Consider the following 22,860-nt stretch of genomic DNA (forward strand, 5'->3'; position numbering starts at 1 on the left):
TCACTCACCCGACCAGCCATCAGGATGGGAGGAACCATGGCAGACCCCGGCTCCTACACGGGGGCCAGCGAGCCGCGAAGTCCGTGGCTGCGCCCCGGCTTTGTCCTCGCCGCCGCGTTCATCGGCTTCGTCGCCGTCGTCGCGGGGGCGGTCGTCCTCACCTCGGACCCCGCCGGCCAGGACGACGCACTCCCCGCTTCACGGCCTCCCGCCGACCGTGCCACCGCTCCGGCGACGTCCTCACCCTCCGGTGACGAATCCGGTGACGATCGGTGCCCGGAACTGCCCGACAAGCGCCAGGAGTTGCCCACCGCCGCTCCCCGGGGGGTGACCTGGGCCCTGTTCGGCGCCGTCGCCGTCCCCGCCTCCGAGGAGTCGGGTCCGGCCGTGACCGGCGATGACGTGGCGCGCTGCTACGCCCGTACTCCCGTGGGCGCACTGCTGGCCACCAGCCAGATCAGCGTGCGCTATCTGGCGGCCGACGACTGGCGGAAGGTGACCCGTGTCCAGACCGTCGGCGCCGGCCGCGACGCGTACATAACCGGGCGGACCGAGGCCGAGAAGAAGTCGCCCACGGATCAGGACGGCGGTGTCCACGGACAGATCGCCGGATTCAGGTTCGTCACCTACGACGACAGCACCGCGGTCGTCCAGACCGTGTGGCGGTTCCCGGACGGCGCGCTGCAGGCCGCGACCACGACGGTGCTCTGGCGGGACGGCGACTGGCGGCTGGAGTACCCGGCGGACCCGGCCCCGCCCATCCCGGTCGGTTCCCTCGCGGGCTACACCGAGTGGGGAGGCGTCTGATGGCGGGCTGCGACTTCGGCTGGGTGACCCCCTCGGTCGGCGGCTACTGCGTGGGCGACGGCGCCGGGACAGTCCCGAAGGACCTCGGCGACAGCGCGTTCGACGACATCGCCGAGAGCGCCGCGAAGGCGGCGAGTACGACTGTCGAGGCGCTCGGCGGCGCGTGGATGAACCTGGGCACTCCCGATCTGACCGACGACGCCGGGCCGGTGGCGTTCCTCCAGGGCTCCACGCTGTGGTTCACCTCGTTCACGGCCGTACTGTGCCTGCTGGTCGCGGCCGGGCAGCTCGCCTGGCAGCGCCGCGGCGACTCGGCCCGGCAGGCCCTGCAAGGGATGCTCAACCTGGTGATGGTCTCCTCGGTCGGGGTCGCCACGGTCGCTCTGCTGACCTCGGCGGGCGACAAGTTCAGCGTCTGGATCATCGACAGGTCCACGGGCTGCCGGCAGATCAGCGCCACCGGGGAACCCGTCGCGCAGTGTGTGGGCGAGTTCGAGAAACGCACGTCGGCCATGCTGGCGCTGGGCGGCGCGGACTCCTCGTTCCTCGTCCTGATCATGGCCGTGCTGGTGATCACCGGCACCGTCGCGCAGATCGCCCTGATGATCGTGAGGATGGCCATGCTGGTCATCCTCACCGGAACGCTGCCCCTGGCGGCGGCGGCCAGCTCCACTCCCGCCGGCCGGGTCTGGTTCCGGAAATCCGTGGGCTGGCTCCTCGCCTTCGTGCTCTACAAACCGGCGGCGGCCGTCGTGTACGCGGCGGCGTTCTCGCTCAGCGGCCAGAAGCAGGACAACGAGGTCGTCTCGATGGTCTCCGGGGTCGTGCTGATCGTCCTGGCCTGCTTCACGCTTCCCGCGCTGATGCGGTTCGCCGCACCCGTGGTCCAGGCGGCGGTCTCCGGTAGGGCCCGTACGGCCAAGGCGTCCGCCGCGGCGGACGGATCGGCCGCTGCGGCCACCGGGGCGCTGCCCGTTCCGCATCTGCGCAGCCTGGCCACCGGCCGCTCGGTGGCCGGGGCCGCCGTGAGTCCGGAGGCCACCGGCGCACGGGCGGGTTCGACGACCGCCCGGGGCGCCGTGGGAGCACGGGGAGTGCCGGACGGCGACCGTGCCACGGGCGCACCGTCGGAGCCGGAGAGTTCCGCCGAGGAGCGGTCCGAGGACCGGGGGGAGACCGCCGCGCGGGTGCCCGTCCTGGTCCGGCAGCATCCCGACGACCATCAGGAGGAAGGCCCATGACGACTGAAGAGCTCACCACACGCACCTACGGCAACTTCCGTAAACCTCGCACCTCCGGGCTGCGCGGGTTGTCCCTGGGGGCGACTCTGCTGCTGTTCGCCGGGCTGATCGCCGTGGTGCTGACCACGCTGGTCTCCCTCCTGGCCGCGCTGAGCCTCGCGTTGTCGCTGGCGATGCTCACGGCCGCGCTGGGTTTCAAGGACCGGCACGACCGGACGCTGATGAAGCGCGGCTCGGTCCGTCTGGCCTGGTGGCGCACCACCTCTTCCGGCGGCCACCTGTACCGGTCGGGTCCGCTCGGCCGTACCGGCTACGGCACCTGCCGACTGCCCGGCCTGGCGGCCGAGTCCACGCTGACGGAGGCGCAGGACGGATACGGCCGCCCGTTCGCCGTGATCACGATTCCGGCCACCGGCCATCACACCGCGGTCATCTCCTGCGACGCCGACGGATCCGCCCTCGTCGACGAACGGCAGGTCGACACCTGGGTGGCCCACTGGGGCCAATGGCTGTCCGCCCTGGGTACCGAACCGGACCTCGTCGCCGCGAGCGTCACCGTGGAGACCGCCCCCGACTCCGGCGTGCGGCTCCAGCAGGAGATCGCTGCCAACACCGCGTCCGACGCTCCCCAGTTGGCGACGGAGATGCTCCAGGAGGTGCTGGCCGCCTACCCCGCGGGCTCGGCGCGGATCGCCACGCGGATCGCGTTGACGTACTCCGGCGCCGCCCGTCCGGGCACCCCCCGCCGCACCGCCGAGGACATGGCGCTCCACATCGGCACCCGCCTGCCGGGCCTGACCGCCGGGCTGTCCCTGACCAGCGCCGGCACGGCCGTACCGATGACCGCGACCGAACTCGCCGAGGCGGTGCGCGTCGCCTACGACCCGACCGTGGCGACCCTGGTGGAGGAGGCCCAGGCCACCGGCGGCACCGGGCTGACCTGGCGGGATGCCGGGCCCATGGCGGCCCAGGAGGCCTGGGACCACTACCGGCACGACGGGGCGTTCAGCGTGACGTGGGCCATGACGGAGGCCCCGCAGGGCGAGGTGTTCTCCAACGTCCTGACCGGGCTGGTGCAGCCCAACCGCGACATCGCCCGCAAGCGGGTCACGCTTCTGTACCGCCCGCACACTCCGGCCGACGGCGCCCGGGTCGTCCAACAGGACTACAAGAACGCGCTGTTCAGCGCCCAGCAGTCACAGATCGGCAAGGCGCGTGAGGACGCGGAGGTGATCGCGGCGCGCAGGACCACCGAGGAACAGGCCCAGGGACACGGCGTGATCCGCTTCGGTCTGCTGATCACGGCGACCGTCAACACCGCCCCGGAACTGGCGAAGGCCGCAGCGGCGGTCGACAACCTGGCCCCCGCCGCCCGGATCGCGGTGCGGCCCGTCTACGGCTCCCAGGCGGCGGCGTTCGCCGCGTCCCTGCCCCTGGGGCTGGTGCTCCCGCTGCACACGGCCCTGCCGCAGACGGTGCGCGACGCGATGTGACGTGCGTCATCAGCGACTTGACGTTCCGTCAGTGAAGTGACGCCGTGTCCGCGTCATGACGGACAGCGGCGAACGATGAGGAGAGACTCGATGGCACGCATGACCAGGCAATCCCGTCCGCCCCGCTCCACTCCCCGTGGCTGGCCCGGCCCCGGCGGTGGCATGGTCGGCTACGTCGATCCCGCACCCGAGTGGCGAGGCACCTCCGTACAGGTGTGCGGTCTGTGGCCGTTCGGCGCGGGCGCCGGGACCCCCATGGTCGGGGTGCCGCTCGGCCGTGACCTGGACTCCGGGGCCACGGTGTGCTGCGATCCCGTGTCCTGGTTCATGCGCACGGGTCTGCTGGCCAACCCGTCGATGTTCGTGCTGGGCCGCCCCGGGCTCGGCAAGTCGACGGTCGTACGGCGCATGGCCCTCGGCCTCTCCGGTTACGGAGTCCATCCGCTGATCTTCGGTGACCTCAAGCCGGACTACGTGGACCTGATCAGGGCCATCGGCGGCCAGGTCATCAGCCTGGGGCGGGGCCGCGGCAACCTCAACGTCCTGGACCCCGGCGAGTCCGGCCGGGCGGCGGCCCGGCTCACCGGCGATGCCCGCGGACGGCTCCTCGCCGACATCCACGGCCGCCGCCTCAACATGGTCTCGGCCCTGGTGACCATCCTGCGCTCGGCGCCGCCGACGGACCGTGAGGAGACGATCCTCTCGACCGCGCTGAACGTCCTGGACGACCGGCACGACTCGCGCTCGGGCCGGGTGCCGGTGCTCGGTGACCTCGTCCAGGTCATCAAGGACGCCCCGGAAGCGGTACGGGCGGTCGCCCTGGACCGGGGCGACCTGACCCGCTACCGCGACATCACGGAGAACCTGGAGGCGTCACTCACCGCCCTGCTCGGCGACGGCCGCCTGGGCGGCACCTTCGCCCGCCCGACCACGGAGGCGATGAAGCTGGACCGCCCGGTCTGCTTCGACGTCAGCGGCATCGACGACAGCGAGGCCCTGCTCCAGGCAGCCGCGCTGCTGTCCTGCTGGTCGTACGGCTTCGGCGCGGTCTCCGCGGCACACGCGCTCGCGGACGCGGGACTGGAACCGCAGCGCAACTACTTCCTGGTCATGGACGAGTTGTGGCGCGTCCTCCAGGCGGGCCGCGGCCTGGTCGACCGGGTCAACGCCCTCACCCGGCTGGACCGCCAGCGCGGAGTGGGCCTGGCCATGATCACCCACAGCATCGACGACCTCCTGGCGCTGCCCACGGAGGAGGACCGCACCAAGGCGAAGGGTTTCGTGGAACGCGCCGGCATGGTGGTCTGCGGGGGACTCCCGCCCGCCGAGATACCGCAGCTCGCTCAGATCGTGGAGCTGACCGAGGCGGAGAAGCGCCTGCTGGTCGACTGGTCCACCCCGCCGGCCTGGGACGCGACCAACGGCCGCCGCGCCGAACCACCGGGCCTCGGCAACTTCCTCATCAAGGTCGGCAACCGCCCCGGGATTCCTCTGCACGTGGACCTGACAGCGGCCGAGCTCGATGTCAACAACACGAACAAGAGGTGGAACAAGTAGGCGCGCGCGCCGCCCGCGCCGAACCCGCCGCGACCGGTGTCCCTCTCGCGGAGTGCCTGCCGAAGATTGGAGTAAGCATCAAATCCAGGGTGATCACGGACGGCGAAGCAGTGGAGTTCACGGGCATCCCCCTTCCCGCGGACCGCACCGAGCTCATATACACGGCGCCGCTTGAGCGGTGGAACTAGTGCCGATCATCAGCATCATCACGCCCGTGTATGACGGCGGCCACCAGTACTTGGGCGATGCCTACATATCCGTCAAGAACCAAGCTCTGCCTCATGGGTGGTCGTGGGAGTGGATTGTGCAGGAAGACGGGCGAACAAGCCGTCCCACCGCGGCGCTTCCCAACGACCCGCGCGTGCGTGTCGGCACAGGCACTCGCGGCGGCGCAGGCGTTGCGCGCACCCTGGGACTCGCGCGAGCGAGAGGAGATCTCGTCCGGGCGCTGGACGCCGATGACCTGCTCATGGAGGGGGCACTCGCGCGCGACATCCAGGTGTTCAGGGACTTCCCCGGCATCTCCTGGTGCATCTCAAGCTGTCTTGACCTCCTGCCCGACGGGGCTCTCGTTCCGGGACCGTACGATCCCCCGGCCGGCGCCCTGTCCTTTCAGCAGCTCCGCGAGCAGTTCGAAGCGGACCGGTTCCCGGTGGTCGGCACACACCTCACTGTCCGCACCGGACTGGTGCGCGCTCTGGGCGGGTGGCCGGCACTCCCCGCGCTGGAGGCGATGGCGCTCGTCCTGGCGTGCGCGGCTGTCGCACCTGGCCGCATGATCAGCGAGCCCGGAGGGATCTACCGAAAGCATCCCGCCCAGACGACGGCGCAGCCGCACTACCGCGACGAGGGCGAGTTCATCACGTTGCGCGCCGCGCTCTTGTCACGGATGGACTCTCTTCAAGCGTCAGGATGGCGCTGGGTGCCAGCCGCCCGTGAGCCAGCGGCCTCGGCGCGAGCGGAGTGGGGAGTGGCTCGTCCAGGAGGACGGCGAGGGAGCGGACGCTGAATCCCACCTGCCCCCACCTGCCGGTCGACCTCCGTATCCCTCAAGCGATCGTCGTCCCGGAGCGTAGGGGTGGGGAATTGCTCGGAATGCTGAACCGCTGAGGTGCGGGGTCCGTTGTGCTTCCCGTATCGGATACCGGTCCGGTGTTCCACGGCTGAAGGTCCAGGGAGTACGCACATGCCCGAACGAGATCCGGCCCGTCGTATCGCGCCCCATGGTCTGCTCAAGCGGCGGCGGCACGAGGCGGTCGAGGCAGAGGCCCCATCCCCGCAGGAGCCGTCGGCGGACGACCGTGCACTGCGACTTCCCGTCTCCCCGCTGCCCGCCGCTCTGCTGCCGCTGCCCACGGGGTTCGACCTGACGCCGGAGGCCGCCGCGGGCCTGGCCGACTCCACGCGGAACCCGACGCGGCGCGCCGGCTGAGCCAAGCGCGCCTCCTGGTACCAGTCGAAACCACGACTTCGCCGCGTCCCGCCGTGGTGCGTACGCGAGCGGGACATGCCCGTCGCGATCCGCCGATCGGAGGCGGGCAGCACGCCGAACGGCGGCGTCGCTGTCGTGGCTGTCGCATGTCGTCGGACGGCTGGAGAAGCGCGAACTGCTCGCACGAGTTCGGATCCCCGGCTCGGGCAGACGCACCAACGCGACGCCGACCGAGGCCGGTTACGAGGCGGTCGTGGCGGCGGCGCCGGGAATTGTCGCCGCAGTTGACGCCGCCATGAAGCGCGAGCAACTCGGCGTGGGCTCTCGCACGGGCGTATACCGTCACCGATCGGTCTGTGACGGGCCCGCGCGCCGGCAGCCACCTGACGTGCGCAGGGCACCTGGCGAACATCCTCAAATGCTCGCCCAGGCACATAGGCGTCGGCTTCGCCGGGGCTGGGGGCGAGGACGCCGACGCCGACGGTCAGCGGCGCGCGTCGCCCTCGCGAAGTTGTTCGTGGCCGAGGCCGTTCTCCCATGCCCAGGCGGCGATTTCGACGCGGTTGCGGACGGCTAGTTTGCGCTGAGCGTTGGCCAGATGCGTCTTGATCGTGGAGAGCGATACGTGGAGCTCCGCCGCGAGTTCGTCGTTGGTGAGTCCTCGGGCGACCAGCCGCGTGACGTCGAGTTCCCGTGCGGTGAGCGGATCGGCCGGCGGGCGCCGCGGTTTTCCCCTTCCGACCGTCGCCGGTGGCGTCGGCCGCATGTGTCGCAACAGTCGGAGCGTGATGGCGGGGGAGATCAGGGACTCGCCGACAGCGGCGGCCCGCACGGCCTCGGTGAGCAGGGCGGGCGCGCCGTCTTTGAGGAGGAAGCCGCAGGCACCGCTGCGGAGGGCCTCGTACACGTACTCGTCGAGGTCGAAGGTGGTGGCCATCACCACGTTCAGGGGATCACGGACTTCTGGGCCGGCCAGGAGACGGGCCGCCTGGAGGCCGTCGAGCTCCGGCATCCGGATGTCCAGCAGGCAGACGTCCGGCCTTAGGGAGCGGGCCAGTTCGACAGCGGTGACACCGTTGCCGGCTTCCGCGACGACCTCGATGTCGGGCTGGGAATCGAGGATCATGCGGAAGGCGGCGCGGATCATCTCCTGGTCGTCGGCGAGCAGTACGCGGATCGTCATGTTCCTATGATCGCAGCGGGATCTCCGCGGTGACACGCCAGCCTCGGCGGCCGTCCTGTGGCCCTGCGGTGATCGTCCCGCCCAGGGTGGTGACGCGTTCGGTGAGGCCGACGATTCCGTAGCCGGCCGCCGCTACCGGGGCCGGCTTCCCTTCCCCCGCAGAGGGCTTCGCGCCGACGCCGTCATCGGCCACCGTCACCAGCAGCCGGCCGGGGTCGCCCTCCCCGAGGCGGACGCCGACCTCCACCTGCTGGGCGCCCGTGGCGTGGCGGCTGATGTTGGTCAATGACTCCTGGAGCAGGTGATGGACGGTGGTGGCGACCTTCGGTCCCAGGGGCCTCGTGGCGACCTCGGGGGCGAGGGAGAGACGCGCGGGAATCCTGGTGGTCTGTGTGAACGCCTCCGTCAGTCGTTCGAGGCCGGACAGGTTGGTACCGGCGGCCGTGGGCCCGGTGCCGGGGGCCCGCAGTTCGGTGACCAACTCCCGCATGGAGGTGAGGGCCTGGGTTCCGGCCAGCTCGACGTTCTTGAGGAGTTCGTCGAGTTCATGGGTGTCGGGTGCGTGTCCGGCTTCGGTCACGTAGCGGATGGCCTTGACCTGCGTGACCATGGCGGTCACATGGTGGGCGACGAAATCGTGCAGCTCCCGGGCGTATTCCAGACGCTGTTCGTTGAGTGCTGCCTGCCGCTGCCGGTGCCGGGCCTGGTCCAGCATCCGCAGGTAGATGCCGAGTGCGGCCAGGGGCGCGAGGCTCAGCATGATCGCGGGTTCGATGATCTTGAGCTGGTCCCATTCGCCCTGGGGGAGCCGTAGCGGAGCCAGTCCGGCCGTGACAGCCGCCGCGAAGGCGGTCACCGTCGCGACGAGTGGGTTGGGCAGCCGCAGGCTCCGTGCCACCAGGAGCAGCAGGGCGATCAGTTCCAGGGCCCCGAACGTGTTCTCCGGCCGATGGGAGAGCTGTGTGGTCACCAGGCTCAATGTCGCGGAGCACAGCACGGCGCTCGCGCTGAGAACCAGCACGAGGCGCTGGGGGGCGCAGAGAGCGACCCAGGCCAGAGCGCCGCACAGCGTGGTGGCGAGAGCGGTGGGCACGAAGCCCGTGTTGGCTCCTTCCAGGGCCACACCGGCGAACAGCAGCACACCGACGGCCGCGCGTGCGGCGCCGTGTCGCAGGAGGCGCTCAGGGGGCTTGCGCGTGCCGGAAGCCAATATCAGCTCAAGGGGACGGAAGGACGAAGAAGGCATGTCAGAGAGGCTAGGAGGCGCCGTTCGCGGCCACCATGGCCGATCGGACGATTTCCGCGGCCGCGGGGATCAGCATTTCGGCCGAGCCGCTCCTCCCCGCCCAGGCGGGTCCAGGTTGCCGCCAGTACCCCGGCCATGGGGCCGACCAGCGGGAACAGCCCCAGCCGACCCCAGGGCGGTACGGTCTCGTGCATCGCCGGCGAGGGTACGACGAGGCTGCCGCCGGCCCGGGCGACGCCGAGCACCCCGATGACGACGCTCATGCCGAACAGCCCGTACATCAGGGCGAGCATCCTGCTGACTGGGCCGGACTCCGCTTCGGTCATCAGCTCCTGTTTCCGCACTTGGACCAGGGGCGCGAGGACGTCCCCACGGCGCCCAGGACGTCGGCGACAGCGACGGTGTGGGTCTTCACCGTTCCTGATTTGCGCGACGGCGCGTCGGGCGTCGACCTCACCCCCTTGGACCCGGGGTCGCGTGCGGTCGGCGCGGACCCGCTGCCGTCGGTCTCCGGAAGCATGCTGGTCACCATGAACCGGCGCAACGCCGTCCCGTTCAGCTGATCCCCGCCGTGGACGCCGATGGCGAATCGCACGGGATGCCCTCGCTCGGACCGAGAGGGTTCGTACTTTCGGCCGATCCCCCTCGCGGCGAAATTCCATCTTCTGATGGAACCGCCCCCGTCGGAGGCCGCGAAGGATGGTTCCCAGAGACAAGTACCCCTCAACCAACTGGAGTTGCTGTGAAGTTCTCCCAGGCCAACCCCTTCATCAAGTTGCTGCTGACGGCCGGTGCCCTGTCGTTGACCGTCGTCTCCGTCACCGGATGCGGCATGTTCGGCCAGAGCTGGGACGTGAAGCTGGAGGTGACGGGGGACGGCAGCGCGGACGTCGGCTACGCCTTTCCCGGTGACAACGACGGCCAGACGGATGCCGACCGGAAGCTGCCCTGGAACAAGGCGCAGAACGTGGGATTCGGCTTCAGTGAGGTGGCCGTCGCCGACGCCGGACCCGGCACCGCCTGCCGTATCTACGTCAACGGAAAACTCAAGGACGAACAGCGGAAGCCGGATGCCAAGGGTCTGGTGTCCTGCTCCGTCAACCTCCAGGACTGATCCGATGAGGCGGGCGAGCGGCACGCTGTCGCGGTCGACAGGACACCGGTGAGTACGCGGGGACCTGTCCGGGGCCTATCCGGTCAGTCCCCGGAGCAGGCCCTCCAGGTCGCGCTCGCCGTCGTGGGTCTGGGCTCCGTCGGCCAGTCCGCCGCGGATCAACCGCTCGGCCGCGGGGCGAACGAACTGGCCCGCCCAGGCCTCGTGCTCCCGCACCAGCCCTTCGCTCAGGTTCTCGGGGACGATGGCGCGCTTGGCCGCCGCGATCACACCCTCGGGCAGGGCCGCGATATTGCGGGCGAGGCGGTCGACGAAGTCGTCGAGCTCGTCAGCGGGTACGGCCCGGTTGACCCAGCCGTAGCGCTCCGCGGTTTCGGCGTCGTACAGATCGGCACCCAGCACCGCCTCCAGGGCGCGATTGCGGCCGACCCGGCTTGCGAGGTACTGCGTACCCCCTCCACCAGGGACGATGCCCATGAGAGCTTCGATCTGGCCGATCCCGGCGCGACCGATCGCCGCGAAAGTCATGTCCGCGGCCGCGACGAACTCCGCCCCTCCTCCGCGCGCCGTCCCCGCGAGCTTGACGATGGTCACCTGGGGTTGGTGCCGGAGCAGCTCCCCCAGAGCCTGGAAGACGTTGACGCCGTCCGGAAGGTCGGCGGCGAACTTGTCGAAGGCGTCCGGCGTGTCGATGAGCGACATGTCGACGTGGGCGATGAAGAACTCCGGGTCGGCGCTCTCGAACACGATCACCCGAACCGAGTCGTCGTCCCTCAGCGCGGTCAGCAAGTGCCGGAGGTCGGTCATCAGGGCGACGTTCAGGACGTTGACCGGTGGGTTGTCGAGGGTGACGCGGGCGATGCCGTCCTCGATGCTCAGCCGCAAGGTGGTGTAGGCGTGGTGGTTCATGGAGATCTCCGATCGGTACCCGGTATGCATCTAGGTTCCTGATGCATACTTACCTTGCGATGGTGGGCGACCGGCGTCAATAACGCACTTTGGGCATCGTAAGGATCGCGGAGGATACCGATATGGCCATCTCTGAGAGCGGTACCGACGTCGGCGTCGGCACCGTCTACCGGTCCGACTGCCCCAGCCGCCCGATCCTCGACCAGATCGCCGACAAGTGGTCGATGATGGTCATGGCGGTACTTGACAAGCCCACCCGGTTCAACGAGATCAAGCGCCGTCTTGAGGGCGTGACCCAGCGGGTCCTGACCCAGACCCTGCGCCGCCTGGAGCGCAACGGGATGGTCGTACGCCGCGTGCTGCCGACCTCGCCGGTCGGGGTCGAGTACTCCCTCACCCCGCTCGGCGAATCCCTGCGGGAGCCGTTCGGCCGGCTGTACGACTGGACGGTCGACAACGCGGACGAGATCCGGGCACACCAACTGGACTACGACCAACGCGTTCAGAGCTGACACCGGTTCCGCGACCACGAATCCGTACCCCTCGTGCGGTTCCGGCCGGGAGGGCAGTGCCACGAGGATCCGCATACGGTAGACACCGTGGCGAGGCTACGCACTCAGCCAAGCTGCGCCTCCAGCCACCGCAGGATGTCGGGTGTGACCGGGTCGGTGAGGTCCGCGAACTCGTCGTGCCGCTTGAGGAACTTGGCGACGTAGGGGCAGACCGGGACGATCCGCATTCCGGACGCGCGCACGTCGGCGAGTGCCTGCTGGACCAGCTGTGGGGCCAGGCCCTGGCCGGCGAAGGCCTCGTCGATCTCCGTGTGGAAGAAGACACGCCGCACGCCCAGATCACGGTAGGCGGTCAGACCGGCGCGTTGGCCGTCGACCAGGATCTCGTACCGGCGCTCGGCGTCCACACGCTCGACGACCGTGGTGGTGGAGGACTCGCTCATGGAGTGCCTTTCGTGAATTCGTAAAGGGGTCAGCGGGTCGGTGGGTTCCGGCGCGGTGTGATGACGGCGTTCGGCAGGGCCGGTGCCGGAAGGCGGCCGCCGGGAAAGTCCTCGATGACACCGAAGCGGTCGGAGGAGGCTTCCCAGTCCTCGCGGGCTTTCACGATGTCCTCGTGGCTGCGACCGATGAAGTTCCACCACATGACGATCTCCTCCCCGAAGGGAGGTCCTCCGAGGAGGATGGTCCGCGCCGGGGCGTCGGTCTCGTTCACCACCGTCAGGGTGTCCGCGCCGCGAGGGACGTAGCCGAGTTCGGCAGGCCGCAGCACAGTGTCGAGCAGGCGGATGTCCCCGCTGTCCACCAGGAGGCCGTGCTCGAAAGCCGTGTCCACGGCGAGAGTGAGCGTCACGTGCGGTTCGATGACGATCTCGGCGCCGAGCAGCGGCGTGAAGGTCCGGACCGGGGAGGTCCGGCCGACGAGCGAGCCCAGAAAGACCCTGATCCCGGCCCCGTCGACCTGCGCGAGTTCGGGCACGTGGTGCTGGAAGTCCCGGGCGGTGCCGCGGTGTTCCTCGGGCAGCGCGACCCACAACTGGACGCCGTGGATGACGGTGGTGTTCGGGGTGGAGACCTCCGAGTGGGCGATGCCATGTCCGCCGGTCATGAGGTTCACCTCGCCGGGCCGGATCAGGGAGTGGGTGCCGAGGGTGTCGCGGTGCTCGACCTCTCCGCTGAACAGCCAGGTCACCGTCTGTAGTCCGGTGTGTGGATGCGGGGGAAGGTCCATGCCACCCGACGCGGCGACCTGGTGTGGGCCGTAGTGATCGGCGAAGCACCAGGCGCCGATGAGTGTGCGCTTCCGCTGGGGCAGCGTCCGCCGCACGCGCATCGCACGTGGACCGCCGAGGGGGACCTCACGCGCCGACAGGACATCGACCCGGGGGGCTCCGGTCGGCCGGTCGCCTTCGGCGGGCGCACCGCGGCGCAGGGCCGCGGCATCGGTTTCCGTGTTGCTCACCGGCACCTCCTATGCAATCTGGTTGTCGCATCAACTAGGATGCCACGAAGGCGGTCAGATGGCCAAAGCACCCGCACGAACACAAGAGCACCCGCACGAACACAAGCCACTCCGAGCGTGGCTCGTAGGAGGCCCCGACGTGAGCATCCACAACCAGAGCTCCCCACCCCGCAGGATCTTCATCGACAAACAGAGCCCCAAGGCCTTCCATGCCCTGGCGCAGGTCTCGGAGGCGGTCCGGGCGACAGCCTCCGAGGCCGGGCTCGACCGCACCACCGTGGAGCTGATCAACCTCCGCGTATCGCAGCTCAACGGCTGCGCCTACTGCCTCGCCGTGCACACCAGAGCGGCCCTGCGCGCCGGTGAATCACCGCAGAGACTCGGAGTCCTGAGCGCATGGCGGGACACCGGCCTGTTCACTCCCTCGGAGCGCGCCGCCCTGGCGCTGGCCGAGGCCACAACCGATCCGGTGAACGCCGCGGCCCAGACATCCGCCTACGAGGCCGCCCGACAGGTTCTCTCCGAGGACCAGACCTCAGCGGCGATCTGGGTGGCGGTCACCATCAACGCGTTCAATCGCGTGTCGATCATGAGCAAGCACCCGGTACCGCCGCTTCAGGACAAGTAGCGGCGGTTGACCCGCCAAACGAGACACGACCCTCATCCGCTCGTCCGGTCCACGGTGCCGCTCTTCCGTCCGCGCTACTCCGGTGGCGGCTTGACGCTCCCGAGATCACTTTCAGCGTCGAAGCCGAGGCGCTCGTGCGGAAGAGCGGCTGGGTGTCCGATGTCGGCCCCCAGGTCAAAAGTGGCGGCGGCGATCGCATCGGCTATGTCCGCCTCCTGGTGCTTCTGCTCCGCCCGTTCATGATGGGCACTCAGAAGATCAACGATTCTCTGGATCGGACCCTGATGGTGGTCAGGAGTCGGCGTTTCCTCGCTCATGGACGGTGATTCCCTTCCGTAGACCCCGTAGACCCCACGGACCCCGCGCAGGCGTAATCCGTGGCGTGCGGGCGTCGGGCTGTCGATCTCAGGGGCGGGGTATGTTCCGCAGGTTGGCGCGGGCCAGGTCGAGCATCTTGCCGACGCCGCCGTCGAGCACTGTCCGGCCCGCGGCGAAGGCGAATCCCTTGACCTGGGCTGCCGAGATGTGCGGTGGGATCGACAGCGCGTTGGGGTCGGTCACCAGGTCGACCAGGAACGGTCCGTCGTGGGCGAGCGCCCGCTTGAGTCCCTCGACGACATCCCCGGGGTGCTCGATGCGGATCGCCTCGATGCCCGCGCCGCGGGCGATCGCCGCGTAGTCCACCGGCTCGTGGTCGGTCTCGTGCTCGGGCAGCCCCTCGACCAGCATCTCCAACTTCACCATGCCCAAGGAGGAGTTGTTGAAGACGATCGTCTTCACCGGCAGATTGTGCAGCTTCACGGTGAGCAACTCGCCCATGAGCATGCCCAGTCCGCCGTCACCCGACATCGAGATCACCTGGCGGCCGGCGTAAGCGAACTGCGCGCCTATGGCGTGCGGCAGAGCGTTGGCCATCGTGCCGTGCAGGAACGAACCGATCACCCGGCGTCGTCCATTGGGTGTCAGATAACGCGCCGCCCACACGTTGGACATGCCGGTGTCCACGGTGAACACCGCTTCGTCGTCGGCGAGTTCGTCCAGAACCGAGGCCGCGTACTCGGGGTGGATCGGGGTGTGCCGCTCAACGTCGCGGGTGTAGGCGGAGACCACCGTCTCCAGCGACTTGGAATGCTTGTGCAGCATTCGGTCCAGATAGGTACGGTCCCGCTTCGCCTCGACCAGCGGCAGCACAGCCCGCAGCGTCTCCCGGACGTCGCCGTGGACCCCGAGTTCCAGAAGCGTGCGACGGCCGAGGCGGCCCGCGTCGTGGTCGATCTGCACGGTCCGTGCCTGCGGCAGAAAGTCGTTGTACGGGAAGTCGGTACCGAGCAGGACGACCAGGTCGGCGTCGTGCATCGCGTCGAAGCAGGCGCCGTAGCCCAGCAGACCGCTCATGCCCACGTCGTACGGGTTGTCGAACTGGATCCACTCCTTGCCCCGCAGGGTGTGCCCGATGGGGGCGGCGGCCTTCTCGGCCAGCGCCATGACCTCGGCGTGCGCGTCCCGCACCCCCGCACCGCAGAACAGCATCACCTTCCGTGCCGCGTTCAGCTTCTCTGCCAGCCCCCGAACCTGTGTGTCCGGCGCGACGACCCGGCCGCGCTCAGTGACCAGGTCGCTGCTTCCCGTCGGATGAGTCGCCTCGTCGTGCGCGACATCGCCCGGTATCACCAGGACCGACACCGCGCTGTTGCCAAGGGCCCGCTGCATGGCGATCCGCAGAACCCGGGGCATCTGCCCGGGGGTGCTGATCATTTCGCAGTAGTCGCTGCACTCGGTGAACAGCCGTTCCGGGTGGGTCTCCTGGAAGAAGCCGGTGCCGATCTGGTGGGACGGGATGTGCGAGGCGAGTGCCAGGACGGGCGCACCGGAGCGGTGAGCGTCGTACAGCCCCTGGATCAGATGTGTGTTTCCGGGGCCACAGCTTCCAGCACACACCGCGAGCCTGCCGGTCAGCTGTGCCTCCGCTGCCGCGGCGAAGGCGGCGGCCTCCTCGTTCCGTACATGCACCCACTCGATGCCGTCGGTGCGGCGCACCGCGTCGACCACCGAGTTCAGGCTGTCACCCACCACGCCGTAGATCCGCTCCACGCCCGCCTGGCGCAGAATGTCCACCAACTGCTGGGCCACGCTCAGCTTCCGCATCGCCGGACTTCTCCCCTCGTGCTGCACAGCTGTCCCATATGACTCTCGACAGCTCCAATGTAGTTGATGCATCCACTTTAGAAGCATGGGTGCCAGGGGCTCGCCGCTGGGGGCGGTCCGTTCGCTGACGTGCGGCTACGCCCACCGTGGCACCTTTGGTTGACGTGGCAACCATGGGATGTCATGGTTTACGTGTCAACTAGCTCGGCCGAGGTGGTATGGGTGACCGGGGGGACTACGAAGCTGCCTCCATCACGGACCACGCCCCGCCATTCCTCGACACAACGAAAGCGTTGAACGAAGTGAACACGATGGACGTTTCGCAAATCGAGTTCGGTATCGACAGCTTCGGAGACCGGCCCCGAAACGACGGGGGCGTGATCGTCTCGCACGCCCAGGCCATTCGCGCCGCGGTGGCCGAAGCGGTCCTTGCCGACCAGATCGGTATCGACGTTGTTGCGTTGGGGGAGCACCACCGGCCCGAGTACGCGATCTCCAGCCCTGAGACAGTACTGGCGGGCATCGCGACAGCCACGAAGCGCATCCGGCTCGCCTCGGGTGTGACAGTGCTGTCCTCGGACGACCCGGTGCGCGTGTTCCAGCGGTTCGCCACGGTCGACGCGCTCTCCAACGGCCGCGCCGAGGTGATCCTCGGTCGCGGTTCCTTCACCGAGTCGTTCCCCCTGTTCGGGTACGACCTGAAGGACTACGAGGTGCTGTTCGAGGAGAAGATCGAACTTTTCCATCGTCTCCTGGACGAGAAGCCGGTCACCTGGGAAGGCACCACGCGCGCCGCCCTGCGCGATGCGGACGTGTACCCGAAGACCGATTCGGGACGTCTCAACACCTGGGTAGGGGTTGGCGGGACGCCGCAGTCCGTGATCCGCACCGCTCAATACGGCTTCCGGCTCATGCTCGCGATCATCGGCGGCAGCCCCGACCGCTTCGCTCCCTACGTGGATCTGTACAAGCGCGCCAGCGACGAGTTCGGCACGACCGCACAGCCGGTCGGAACGCATTCGCCCGGCTTCGTCGCCTCCACCGACGAAGAAGCGAAGGAGCTCTTCTACCCCGGGTACAAGGAGATCCGTGACCGGATCGGGGCGCAGCGCGGCTGGCCACCGCTCCGCCGGGAAGAATTCGACGCCGAGGTGGACCGCGGATCGCTGTATGTCGGCTCGGTCGAGAAGGTCGCGACCAAGATCGCCCATGCTGTCCGGGTACTGAACGCGGGCCGGTTCGACATGATCTACACCACCGCCGGCACCGTTTCGGCCTCCGCGCGTCTGCGTTCGGTCGAGCTGTACGGCACCCAGGTCATCCCTCGGGTCCGCGAGCTTCTGACCGAGCGGCCCGCGGCCACCGCGGGAGCGACACGATGACCAACCCTGTCGCCACTGTCGGGATCCTGGGAGCGGGGAAAGTCGGCACCGTCCTGGCGCGCCTGGCGGTCGCCTCCGGCTATCGAGTCCTGATCTCCGGGTCCGGTGACCCCTCCAAGATCGCGCTTACGATCGAAACCCTCACTCCCGGGGCGACCGCCGTGTGGCCGGCCCAGGCCGCGGATGCCGCCGACGTGGTGGTCCTGGCTCTCCCCCTCGGCAAACACCGCGACCTCCCTGTGCCGAAGCTGGAGGGAAAGCTGGTCATCGACGCGATGAACCACTGGTGGGAGGTCGACGGTCCCCGCGACGCGATCCTCCCGCCGGATACCTCGTCGAGCGAAGTCGTTCAGCGGTTCCTGACGGGCACGCGTGTCGTGAAAGCCCTCAACCACATGGGCTACCACGACCTCGAAGACGGGGCTCGTCCCTCTGGCGGCCCCGGACGCAAGGCCATCGCGATCGCTGGTGACTCGCCCGAGGATCTTGCCGTCGTGTCCGCGCTGATCGACACTCTCGGATTCGACCCACTCACCATCGGCGACCTCGCGGCGGGCGTCCGGCTTGAGCCCGGAACCCCCGCCTTCGGAGCCAATGTCGACGCGGACCAGCTTCGCGCGCTTACCGCCGCCCCTGCTCCAACAAGGCTTCTTGAGCATTCGTAAGACGTGACTCACGTGGAGGAGATTCACAGCGCCGCGTTCACCTCGCCGATCGCCGTGTCCAGGATCGAGAGGCCGAGGGCCAGTTCGTCCTCGGTCGCCGTCAGCGGAGGCGCGATACGGAACACGCCCCCCATGCCGGGAAGCTGGACGATGTTCATGTGCAGGCCGAGTTCGAGGCAGCGGCGGGTGACCTGGGCGCCCAGTTCGTCCGAGCTCTGCCTGGTCTCGCGGTCGACGACGAGTTCCAGGCCGGCGAGCAGGCCACGGCCGCGGATGTCGCCGATGACCTCGTGGCGGGTGGCCAGGTCCTCCAGGCCGGTGCGCAGGAAGGAGCCGAGGTCGCGGGCGCGCTCGTCCAGGCGGTCCTTGGCCAGGACGTCGAGGACGGTGTTGCCCACCGCGGCCACCAGTGGGTCGGAGACATGCGTGGTGAAGAAGAGGAAGCCGCGGTCGTAGGCCTCCTGCTCGATCTCGGCACTGGTGAGGACGGCCGCCAGGGGCAGCCCCGCGCCGAGGGTCTTCGAGAGCGTGAGGATGTCGGGGACGACCCCGTCGCGTTCGAAGGCGTACCAGGTGCCGGTACGGCACAGGCCGGTCTGGGCCTCGTCGAGGATCAGGAGCATGCCGCGCTCGCGGCACTTGCGCCGGAGGGCGGCGAAGTAGCCGGGCGGAGGTTCGATGACGCCGCCGGAGCTGAGGATCGGCTCCACGAGGCATGCCGCGAGGCTTCCGGTGGACTGGGCATCGATGAGGTCGAAGGCGAAGTCCAGTTGGCGGCGCCAGTCGAGCTCACCGTCGGGCGTGGTGAAGTCGGGCCGGTAGGCGTTCGGCACGGGGATGGCGAAGTTGCCGGGGGCGGACGGGCCGTAACCTTTGCGGCCCGCGCTGTAGGTGGCGGAGACGGCGCCCTGCGTCATGCCGTGCCAGGACCGGGCGAACGAGACGATCTCGTGCTTGCCCGTGACCAGCTTGGCCATCCGGATGGCGGCCTCGTTCGACTCGGCGCCGGTGGTCAGGAGCATCGCCTTCTCCAGCGGCGCGGGCAGCGTCTCGGCGAGGCGCCGGGCCAGCTCGACGACCGGGCGGCTGAGCATTCCGCTGTAGAGGTGGTCGAGGGTGGCGACCTGGCGCTGGACGGTCTCCACGATCGCCGGGTGGGAGTGCCCGAGGATCGCGCTCATCTGTCCGGACGTGAAGTCGAGGATCTTCCGGCCGGACGCGGTGTATACGAAGCTTCCGGAGGCGCGCTCGATGATCTCGCTCGTGAAGTCTCCGCCGTAGCGGACGAGGTGGCGGTCCGCGTCGGCCCAGAACGTGGCCTCAGCGGCGAGAGCGGTGGACTTGGAGGATTCAGCAGCCATGACCGTGACGCTAGGACGGGTTGGGCGCCACGTCCATTACACAATTCCGGCTGTGCTGTTCGGGAAATCCGCACAACAATGAAGCGGTGATGAACCCCTGGAGGCTGCGGCTGCTGACGCGGCTGGACTCGCTGGGCACGGTCAGGGCGGTGGCCCAGGCCGCCCACCTGAGCCCGTCGAGCGTGTCTCAGCAACTCGCCGTACTTGAGACCGAAACCGGCACGCAGCTGCTCGAACGCACGGGGCGCCGCGTGCGGTTGACTTCGGCCGGGCTGATTCTGGCGCGGCGCGCACGGGCGATCCTCGACCACATGGACAGCGTGGAGGAGGAGCTGCGCGGGTTCGGGGAGGAGCCGTCGGGCCTGGTACGGGTGGGGGCGTTCCAGAGCGCGGTGCACACGATGGCCGTGCCGGCGGTGACACGCCTGGCCCGCGCGTATCCCCATCTCGACGTCCAGCTCCTGGAGTTGGAGCCGCACGAGAGCGTGCCGGCCCTGCGGGCCGGCGACGCGGACCTGGTGATCACGACCACGGATTTCGGCGAACTGCCGCTCGGCCCGGACCTCGACCTCGTACCGCTCACGACGGATCCGATCCTGCTGGTGCTGCCGCCCGAGCACCCGGCCGCCGGGCGCGGTCCTGCCGACCTGGCCGCCTTCGCCGAAGAGTCGTGGGCCATCGACATCTCCCAGTCGTACATGGCGAATCTCGCGCTGCGGCTGTGCCGGCAGGCGCGGTTCGAGCCCCGGGTGGTGGGCCGGTTCAGCAACTACATGCTGACCCTGGAACTTGTCGAAGCCGGGCACGCTGTCGCGCTGCTGCCGGGGCTGGCTGTCGACGCCGGCCGCTACCGTGTCGCCACCCGCGAGCTGGCCAACCCTGTGACCCGTACGATCACGGCGGCGATCCGCAAGGGCGCGCCGCCTCGCGCGGCTGTGCACACGGTGCTCGACGCACTGCTGCCGCCGGCGGCCAACGACGGTTGTTCGGCTGAAGGCCGCGCGGCAGAGTCGTGAAGCCCGTCCGGATGTGATCGTCGAGCGGGCCGGCATGTCGGCCTCCAGCTAAGGGATCGGTCCGCCGTAGTCCATCCCGAACCCGTCGCCCACCGGCAGCACCCCCGCGAGCGAGCCGGCCACCCACGAGACCTTGATCAGCGCGTACGGCACCAGCGCCTGGGCCGCCTCTTAGGCCGCTCTCGGTCCGGCCCGATCCCAGCGTTCCACCGGAGCTCCCCTTCCACCCGAATTCCCTTTGCACCCACGGGAATCCATCGTCGAAGGTCGCCCGGACCGGCCACATCCCCCGTCGGCCCCGTCCGTATCCCCCGTCCGGCTCAGGCCAGCGAGGCGAGCGACTCCCGCTGGAACGGCCGGAGTTCGTCCACGCGGCCGTCAAGGACCTTGCTCAGCCAGGCCGGATCGCCCAGCAGCGCCCGGCCGACGGCGATCAGGTCGAACTCGTCGCGCTCCATACGGTCCAACAGGCCGCCGATGTCGGTGACTCCGCCCCGCTGCCCCTGGAAGGCCTGTAGGAACTCGTTGTCGAGGCCCACCGATCCGACGCTGATCGTGGGCCTGCCGGTGAGCTTCTTCGCCCACCCGGCGAAGTTGAGGTCCGAGCCGTCGAACTCCGGCGGGTGGAACCGCCGCGTCGAGCAGTGGAAGGCGTCCACGCCCGCCGCCGCGAGCGGGGTGAGGAGGGCGTCGAGTTCCTTCGGGTCCTGGGCGATCCGTGCGTCGAAGGCGCCCATCTTCCACTGCGAGATCCGCAGGAGGATCGGGAAGTCCGCCGGCACGGCGGCGCGGCACGCCGCGACGATCTCGGCGGCGAAGCGGGTCCGCGCCGCGATGCCGCCGCCGTAGCCGTCGGTGCGGCGGTTGGTGTGCGACCAGAGGAACTGGTCGATGAGATAGCCGTGGGCGGCGTGCACTTCGATCCCGTGGAACCCGGCCGCCCGCGCGTTCGCGGCCCCCTCGGCGTACGCCGCGATCACCGCGTCGATGTCCGCCGAGGTCATGGCCAGACCGGACGCCGAGCCGTCGACGGCGATGCCGGAGGGCCCGACGGCCGGGGCCCCGGGGACCGGTCCGGATCCCGGCGTACGGGCCATGCCGACGTGCCAGAGCTGCGCGACGATCCTTCCGCCCGACGCACGGACCGCGTCGGTCACTCCGGCCCAGCCCGCGAGTGCCTGTTCGCCGTACACGCGCGGATCGCTGCGGCGGCGGTCGAACTCGCCGACCGTGAGGGCCTCGACGCCGTCACCATGCGCCGGCTCGCCGGCGAGCTGGGCGTCGCGCCCATGGCGGCGTACCGCTATGTCACCGGCAAGGACGAACTCCTGGAGCTGATGGCGGACTTCGTGTACGGCGAGGTGAGACGGCCGGACAGCGAGGCGGAGGACTGGCGGTCGGCGCTGCGGGGGCTGGCCGTCCGTATCCGGACCGTACGGCTGCGGCACCCCTGGCTCTCACGCGCCGCCCTGCACGGCCCCACCCCGAATCAACTCGTGGCGCCCGAGGAGGGGTTGGCGGCGCTGCACGGCCTCGGTCCCGGTCCCGGTCTCGACGCGGATCTGACGATGGCCGTCTTCCGTACGGTCACCGCGTACGTGGACGGCTCGGTCGACGCCGAACTCGCCCTGCGGCAGATGAGGGAGGAACGGGGGTGGACCAGCGGCCAGGACAGCCGGGCCGCGCTGGCCCCCCGGATGGCGTGGCTGATGAGCACGGGCCGCTACCCCCACTTCGAGCGGTATCTGCACGAAGGCACCCGGAAGGACGATCCGGACTGGCAGTTCGAGACCGGTCTGGACTGTGTGCTCGACGGCATCGCCGCGCGTATGGGGATCTGACTCGGGGCGCGCGGCGCGGCGCGGGCCCCGGTCGCGTCAGCCGGACTTCGCCTGGGCCGAGATGCCGCCGTCGACCGGCATAGCTGTCCCGGTGACGAAGGACGCGCGGTCGCTGCACAGCCAGGCCGCCGCCTCCGCGATCTCGGCGGGCTCCGCCATGCGCTTCTGGATCTGCGGAGCGATGAACGCCTGCTCCAGGACCGGCATCTGGCGTACCGCCTCCTCGATCATCTCGCTGCGGGTGGTGCCGACCACCAGCGCGTTGACCCGTATCCCCCGCTCGCCGTACTCCGACGCCGCGGCGCGGGTCATCCCCAGCACGGCGTGCTTGGCCGCCACGTACGGCACGGACGCGCCGGTCGCGTAACGGCCCGCCGTACTGCTGGTGTTGACGATGGAGCCACCCCGGCCGGAGTCGAGCATCACCGGCAGCTGGTGCTTGAGGCAGTTCCAGGTGCCCCGGACGTTCACGTCCATGGTGCGTTCGTAGACCTCGTCGGCCGTTTCGTGCAGGGACGATTCGAGCGTCGCGTAACCGGCGTTGTTGAAGGCGCAGTCCAGCCCTCCGAAGTGCGCCGCCGCCGCCTCGACGACGCGGCGTACGTCGTCGGAGACGGCCACATCGCCCGGTACGGCCAGCGCTCGGCCGCCCCGCTCGGTGATCTCCTCGGCCAGGGCGCTCAGTTTCTCCGTACGACGCGCCATCAGGACGACCGCCGCCCCCTCGGCCGCGAACAGCCGTCCCGCCGCCGCGCCTATGCCGCTCGACGCACCCGTGATCATCGCGACGCGCCCCGCCAGCAGACCCTGCCGGCCGTCGGCCCCCGTGTTGTGTTGGCTCATCCCGCGATCCTAGGCAGTGCGTT

25 protein-coding genes are annotated in these 22,860 nt (G+C 69.6%); 14 read left to right on the plus strand and 11 right to left on the minus strand.

The window, feature by feature from the left end:
• Positions 1-36 precede the first annotated feature (36 nt).
• From OIE74_RS27150 to OIE74_RS27175, 6 genes are all read left to right on the plus strand, one after another.
• Entirely contained in the window at positions 37-807 is a 771-nt protein-coding gene (locus OIE74_RS27150) for a hypothetical protein (protein ID WP_329388106.1), read from the plus strand.
• Positions 807-2,048, plus strand: coding sequence for a hypothetical protein (locus tag OIE74_RS27155; protein WP_329388108.1), 1,242 nt, complete (start codon positions 807-809; stop codon positions 2,046-2,048). Before OIE74_RS27150 ends, OIE74_RS27155 begins: the two co-directional genes overlap by 1 nt.
• Positions 2,045-3,541, plus strand: coding sequence for an SCO6880 family protein (locus OIE74_RS27160; RefSeq protein ID WP_329388110.1), 1,497 nt, complete (start codon positions 2,045-2,047; stop codon positions 3,539-3,541). The genes OIE74_RS27155 and OIE74_RS27160 overlap by 4 nt, the downstream gene beginning before the upstream one ends.
• Before the next feature lie 99 nt (positions 3,542-3,640).
• Positions 3,641-5,098: an ATP/GTP-binding protein gene (locus OIE74_RS27165; protein WP_329388112.1), complete on the plus strand. Its 1,458-nt coding sequence runs from the start codon at positions 3,641-3,643 to the stop codon at positions 5,096-5,098.
• Between the two features lie 187 nt (positions 5,099-5,285).
• A complete protein-coding gene (locus OIE74_RS27170; protein WP_329388114.1) occupies positions 5,286-6,107 on the plus strand; it encodes a glycosyltransferase family 2 protein in 822 nt (273 codons plus the stop codon).
• 177 nt (positions 6,108-6,284) lie between these two features.
• On the plus strand, positions 6,285-6,530 hold the full coding sequence (locus OIE74_RS27175) for a hypothetical protein (protein ID WP_329388116.1): 246 nt from the start codon (positions 6,285-6,287) through the stop codon (positions 6,528-6,530).
• 484 nt (positions 6,531-7,014) lie between these two features.
• On the opposite strand, the gene OIE74_RS27180 is transcribed toward OIE74_RS27175, so the two are convergent.
• Genes OIE74_RS27180 through OIE74_RS27190 form a run of 3 tightly spaced genes read right to left on the minus strand, consistent with a single transcriptional unit; the run spans position 7,015 to position 9,285 of the window.
• The gene (locus OIE74_RS27180; protein ID WP_329388118.1) at positions 7,015-7,713 is read right to left on the minus strand and encodes a response regulator transcription factor; all 699 of its coding nucleotides are present in this window, start codon (positions 7,711-7,713) and stop codon (positions 7,015-7,017) included.
• Between the two features lie 4 nt (positions 7,714-7,717).
• A complete protein-coding gene (locus OIE74_RS27185; protein WP_329388120.1) occupies positions 7,718-8,959 on the minus strand; it encodes a sensor histidine kinase in 1,242 nt (413 codons plus the stop codon).
• Positions 8,926-9,285: a hypothetical protein gene (locus tag OIE74_RS27190; protein ID WP_329388122.1), complete on the minus strand. Its 360-nt coding sequence runs from the start codon at positions 9,283-9,285 to the stop codon at positions 8,926-8,928. The genes OIE74_RS27185 and OIE74_RS27190 overlap by 34 nt, the downstream gene beginning before the upstream one ends.
• An 18-nt stretch (positions 9,286-9,303) precedes the next feature.
• Between OIE74_RS27190 and OIE74_RS27195 the strand changes: the two genes are divergently transcribed.
• Together OIE74_RS27195 and OIE74_RS27200 are read left to right on the plus strand one after the other, a co-directional pair.
• Complete coding sequence (locus tag OIE74_RS27195) at positions 9,304-9,522, plus strand: hypothetical protein (protein WP_329388124.1); 219 nt, start codon at positions 9,304-9,306, stop codon at positions 9,520-9,522.
• 179 nt (positions 9,523-9,701) lie between these two features.
• Complete coding sequence (locus tag OIE74_RS27200; RefSeq protein WP_329388126.1) at positions 9,702-10,073, plus strand: MmpS family transport accessory protein; 372 nt, start codon at positions 9,702-9,704, stop codon at positions 10,071-10,073.
• 75 nt (positions 10,074-10,148) lie between these two features.
• Here OIE74_RS27200 and OIE74_RS27205 read toward each other — a convergent pair whose 3' ends face one another.
• Positions 10,149-10,982 carry an enoyl-CoA hydratase/isomerase family protein gene (locus OIE74_RS27205; RefSeq protein ID WP_329388128.1) on the minus strand — a complete coding sequence of 278 codons (834 nt, stop codon included), beginning with the start codon at positions 10,980-10,982 and terminating at the stop codon, positions 10,149-10,151.
• A 122-nt stretch (positions 10,983-11,104) separates the two neighbouring features.
• Between OIE74_RS27205 and OIE74_RS27210 the strand changes: the two genes are divergently transcribed.
• Positions 11,105-11,494, plus strand: a complete 390-nt coding sequence (locus OIE74_RS27210) for a winged helix-turn-helix transcriptional regulator (RefSeq protein ID WP_329388130.1) — start codon at positions 11,105-11,107, stop codon at positions 11,492-11,494.
• A gap of 104 nt (positions 11,495-11,598) precedes the next feature.
• Here the strand turns inward: OIE74_RS27210 and OIE74_RS27215 are convergent, their stop codons facing one another.
• Positions 11,599-11,937: a GNAT family N-acetyltransferase gene (locus OIE74_RS27215; protein WP_329388132.1), complete on the minus strand. Its 339-nt coding sequence runs from the start codon at positions 11,935-11,937 to the stop codon at positions 11,599-11,601.
• Positions 11,938-11,966: 29 nt separating this feature from the next.
• Positions 11,967-12,956: a pirin family protein gene (locus tag OIE74_RS27220; RefSeq protein ID WP_329388134.1), complete on the minus strand. Its 990-nt coding sequence runs from the start codon at positions 12,954-12,956 to the stop codon at positions 11,967-11,969.
• Between the two features lie 139 nt (positions 12,957-13,095).
• Here OIE74_RS27220 and OIE74_RS27225 point away from each other — a divergent pair, with 139 nt between their 5' ends.
• A complete protein-coding gene (locus OIE74_RS27225; RefSeq protein WP_329388136.1) occupies positions 13,096-13,584 on the plus strand; it encodes a carboxymuconolactone decarboxylase family protein in 489 nt (162 codons plus the stop codon).
• 74 nt (positions 13,585-13,658) lie between these two features.
• Here OIE74_RS27225 and OIE74_RS27230 read toward each other — a convergent pair whose 3' ends face one another.
• Together OIE74_RS27230 and OIE74_RS27235 are read right to left on the minus strand one after the other, a co-directional pair.
• Positions 13,659-13,901 carry a hypothetical protein gene (locus OIE74_RS27230; protein WP_329388138.1) on the minus strand — a complete coding sequence of 81 codons (243 nt, stop codon included), beginning with the start codon at positions 13,899-13,901 and terminating at the stop codon, positions 13,659-13,661.
• Between the two features lie 88 nt (positions 13,902-13,989).
• The gene (locus tag OIE74_RS27235) at positions 13,990-15,729 is read right to left on the minus strand and encodes a pyruvate dehydrogenase (RefSeq protein WP_329388141.1); all 1,740 of its coding nucleotides are present in this window, start codon (positions 15,727-15,729) and stop codon (positions 13,990-13,992) included.
• A gap of 311 nt (positions 15,730-16,040) precedes the next feature.
• Here OIE74_RS27235 and OIE74_RS27240 point away from each other — a divergent pair, with 311 nt between their 5' ends.
• Entirely contained in the window at positions 16,041-17,111 is a 1,071-nt protein-coding gene (locus OIE74_RS27240) for an LLM class flavin-dependent oxidoreductase (RefSeq protein ID WP_329388143.1), read from the plus strand.
• Entirely contained in the window at positions 17,108-17,776 is a 669-nt protein-coding gene (locus OIE74_RS27245; RefSeq protein WP_329388145.1) for an NADPH-dependent F420 reductase, read from the plus strand. Before OIE74_RS27240 ends, OIE74_RS27245 begins: the two co-directional genes overlap by 4 nt.
• A 23-nt stretch (positions 17,777-17,799) precedes the next feature.
• On the opposite strand, the gene OIE74_RS27250 is transcribed toward OIE74_RS27245, so the two are convergent.
• Positions 17,800-19,137 carry an aspartate aminotransferase family protein gene (locus tag OIE74_RS27250; RefSeq protein ID WP_329388147.1) on the minus strand — a complete coding sequence of 446 codons (1,338 nt, stop codon included), beginning with the start codon at positions 19,135-19,137 and terminating at the stop codon, positions 17,800-17,802.
• Between the two features lie 89 nt (positions 19,138-19,226).
• Between OIE74_RS27250 and OIE74_RS27255 the strand changes: the two genes are divergently transcribed.
• Entirely contained in the window at positions 19,227-20,153 is a 927-nt protein-coding gene (locus tag OIE74_RS27255) for a LysR substrate-binding domain-containing protein (protein WP_329388149.1), read from the plus strand.
• Positions 20,154-20,473: 320 nt separating this feature from the next.
• Here the strand turns inward: OIE74_RS27255 and OIE74_RS27260 are convergent, their stop codons facing one another.
• Positions 20,474-21,346: an oxidoreductase gene (locus tag OIE74_RS27260; RefSeq protein WP_443076241.1), complete on the minus strand. Its 873-nt coding sequence runs from the start codon at positions 21,344-21,346 to the stop codon at positions 20,474-20,476.
• On the opposite strand from OIE74_RS27260, the gene OIE74_RS27265 reads away from it, so the two are divergent.
• Positions 21,257-21,994 (plus strand): TetR/AcrR family transcriptional regulator, encoded by a 738-nt coding sequence (locus tag OIE74_RS27265; protein WP_329392456.1) that lies wholly within the window; start codon positions 21,257-21,259, stop codon positions 21,992-21,994. The two genes, OIE74_RS27260 and OIE74_RS27265, sit on opposite strands and share 90 nt — an antisense overlap.
• Before the next feature lie 36 nt (positions 21,995-22,030).
• Here the strand turns inward: OIE74_RS27265 and OIE74_RS27270 are convergent, their stop codons facing one another.
• Positions 22,031-22,837: an SDR family NAD(P)-dependent oxidoreductase gene (locus OIE74_RS27270; protein ID WP_329388151.1), complete on the minus strand. Its 807-nt coding sequence runs from the start codon at positions 22,835-22,837 to the stop codon at positions 22,031-22,033.
• Positions 22,838-22,860 lie beyond the last annotated feature (23 nt).

This window comes from Streptomyces sp. NBC_01716 (assembly GCF_036248275.1).
In the GTDB taxonomy this organism is placed as follows: Bacteria; Actinomycetota; Actinomycetes; order Streptomycetales; family Streptomycetaceae; genus Streptomyces.

Excerpts from the sequence above, each read along its gene's own strand:
- OIE74_RS27150 (WP_329388106.1), top strand. The coding sequence starts at position 37 with ATGGCAGACCCCGGCTCCTACACGGGGGCCAGCGAGCCGCGAAGTCCG.
- OIE74_RS27155 (WP_329388108.1), top strand. The coding sequence starts at position 807 with ATGGCGGGCTGCGACTTCGGCTGGGTGACCCCCTCGGTCGGCGGCTAC.
- OIE74_RS27160 (WP_329388110.1), top strand. The coding sequence starts at position 2,045 with ATGACGACTGAAGAGCTCACCACACGCACCTACGGCAACTTCCGTAAA.
- OIE74_RS27165 (WP_329388112.1), top strand. The coding sequence starts at position 3,641 with ATGACCAGGCAATCCCGTCCGCCCCGCTCCACTCCCCGTGGCTGGCCC.
- OIE74_RS27175 (WP_329388116.1), top strand. The coding sequence starts at position 6,285 with ATGCCCGAACGAGATCCGGCCCGTCGTATCGCGCCCCATGGTCTGCTC.
- OIE74_RS27180 (WP_329388118.1), bottom strand. The coding sequence starts at position 7,713 with ATGACGATCCGCGTACTGCTCGCCGACGACCAGGAGATGATCCGCGCC.
- OIE74_RS27185 (WP_329388120.1), bottom strand. The coding sequence starts at position 8,959 with ATGCCTTCTTCGTCCTTCCGTCCCCTTGAGCTGATATTGGCTTCCGGC.
- OIE74_RS27190 (WP_329388122.1), bottom strand. The coding sequence starts at position 9,285 with ATGACCGAAGCGGAGTCCGGCCCAGTCAGCAGGATGCTCGCCCTGATG.
- OIE74_RS27205 (WP_329388128.1), bottom strand. The coding sequence starts at position 10,982 with ATGAACCACCACGCCTACACCACCTTGCGGCTGAGCATCGAGGACGGC.
- OIE74_RS27210 (WP_329388130.1), top strand. The coding sequence starts at position 11,105 with ATGGCCATCTCTGAGAGCGGTACCGACGTCGGCGTCGGCACCGTCTAC.
- OIE74_RS27215 (WP_329388132.1), bottom strand. The coding sequence starts at position 11,937 with ATGAGCGAGTCCTCCACCACCACGGTCGTCGAGCGTGTGGACGCCGAG.
- OIE74_RS27230 (WP_329388138.1), bottom strand. The coding sequence starts at position 13,901 with ATGAGCGAGGAAACGCCGACTCCTGACCACCATCAGGGTCCGATCCAG.
- OIE74_RS27235 (WP_329388141.1), bottom strand. The coding sequence starts at position 15,729 with ATGCGGAAGCTGAGCGTGGCCCAGCAGTTGGTGGACATTCTGCGCCAG.
- OIE74_RS27240 (WP_329388143.1), top strand. The coding sequence starts at position 16,041 with ATGGACGTTTCGCAAATCGAGTTCGGTATCGACAGCTTCGGAGACCGG.
- OIE74_RS27245 (WP_329388145.1), top strand. The coding sequence starts at position 17,108 with ATGACCAACCCTGTCGCCACTGTCGGGATCCTGGGAGCGGGGAAAGTC.
- OIE74_RS27250 (WP_329388147.1), bottom strand. The coding sequence starts at position 19,137 with ATGGCTGCTGAATCCTCCAAGTCCACCGCTCTCGCCGCTGAGGCCACG.
- OIE74_RS27255 (WP_329388149.1), top strand. The coding sequence starts at position 19,227 with ATGAACCCCTGGAGGCTGCGGCTGCTGACGCGGCTGGACTCGCTGGGC.
- OIE74_RS27270 (WP_329388151.1), bottom strand. The coding sequence starts at position 22,837 with ATGAGCCAACACAACACGGGGGCCGACGGCCGGCAGGGTCTGCTGGCG.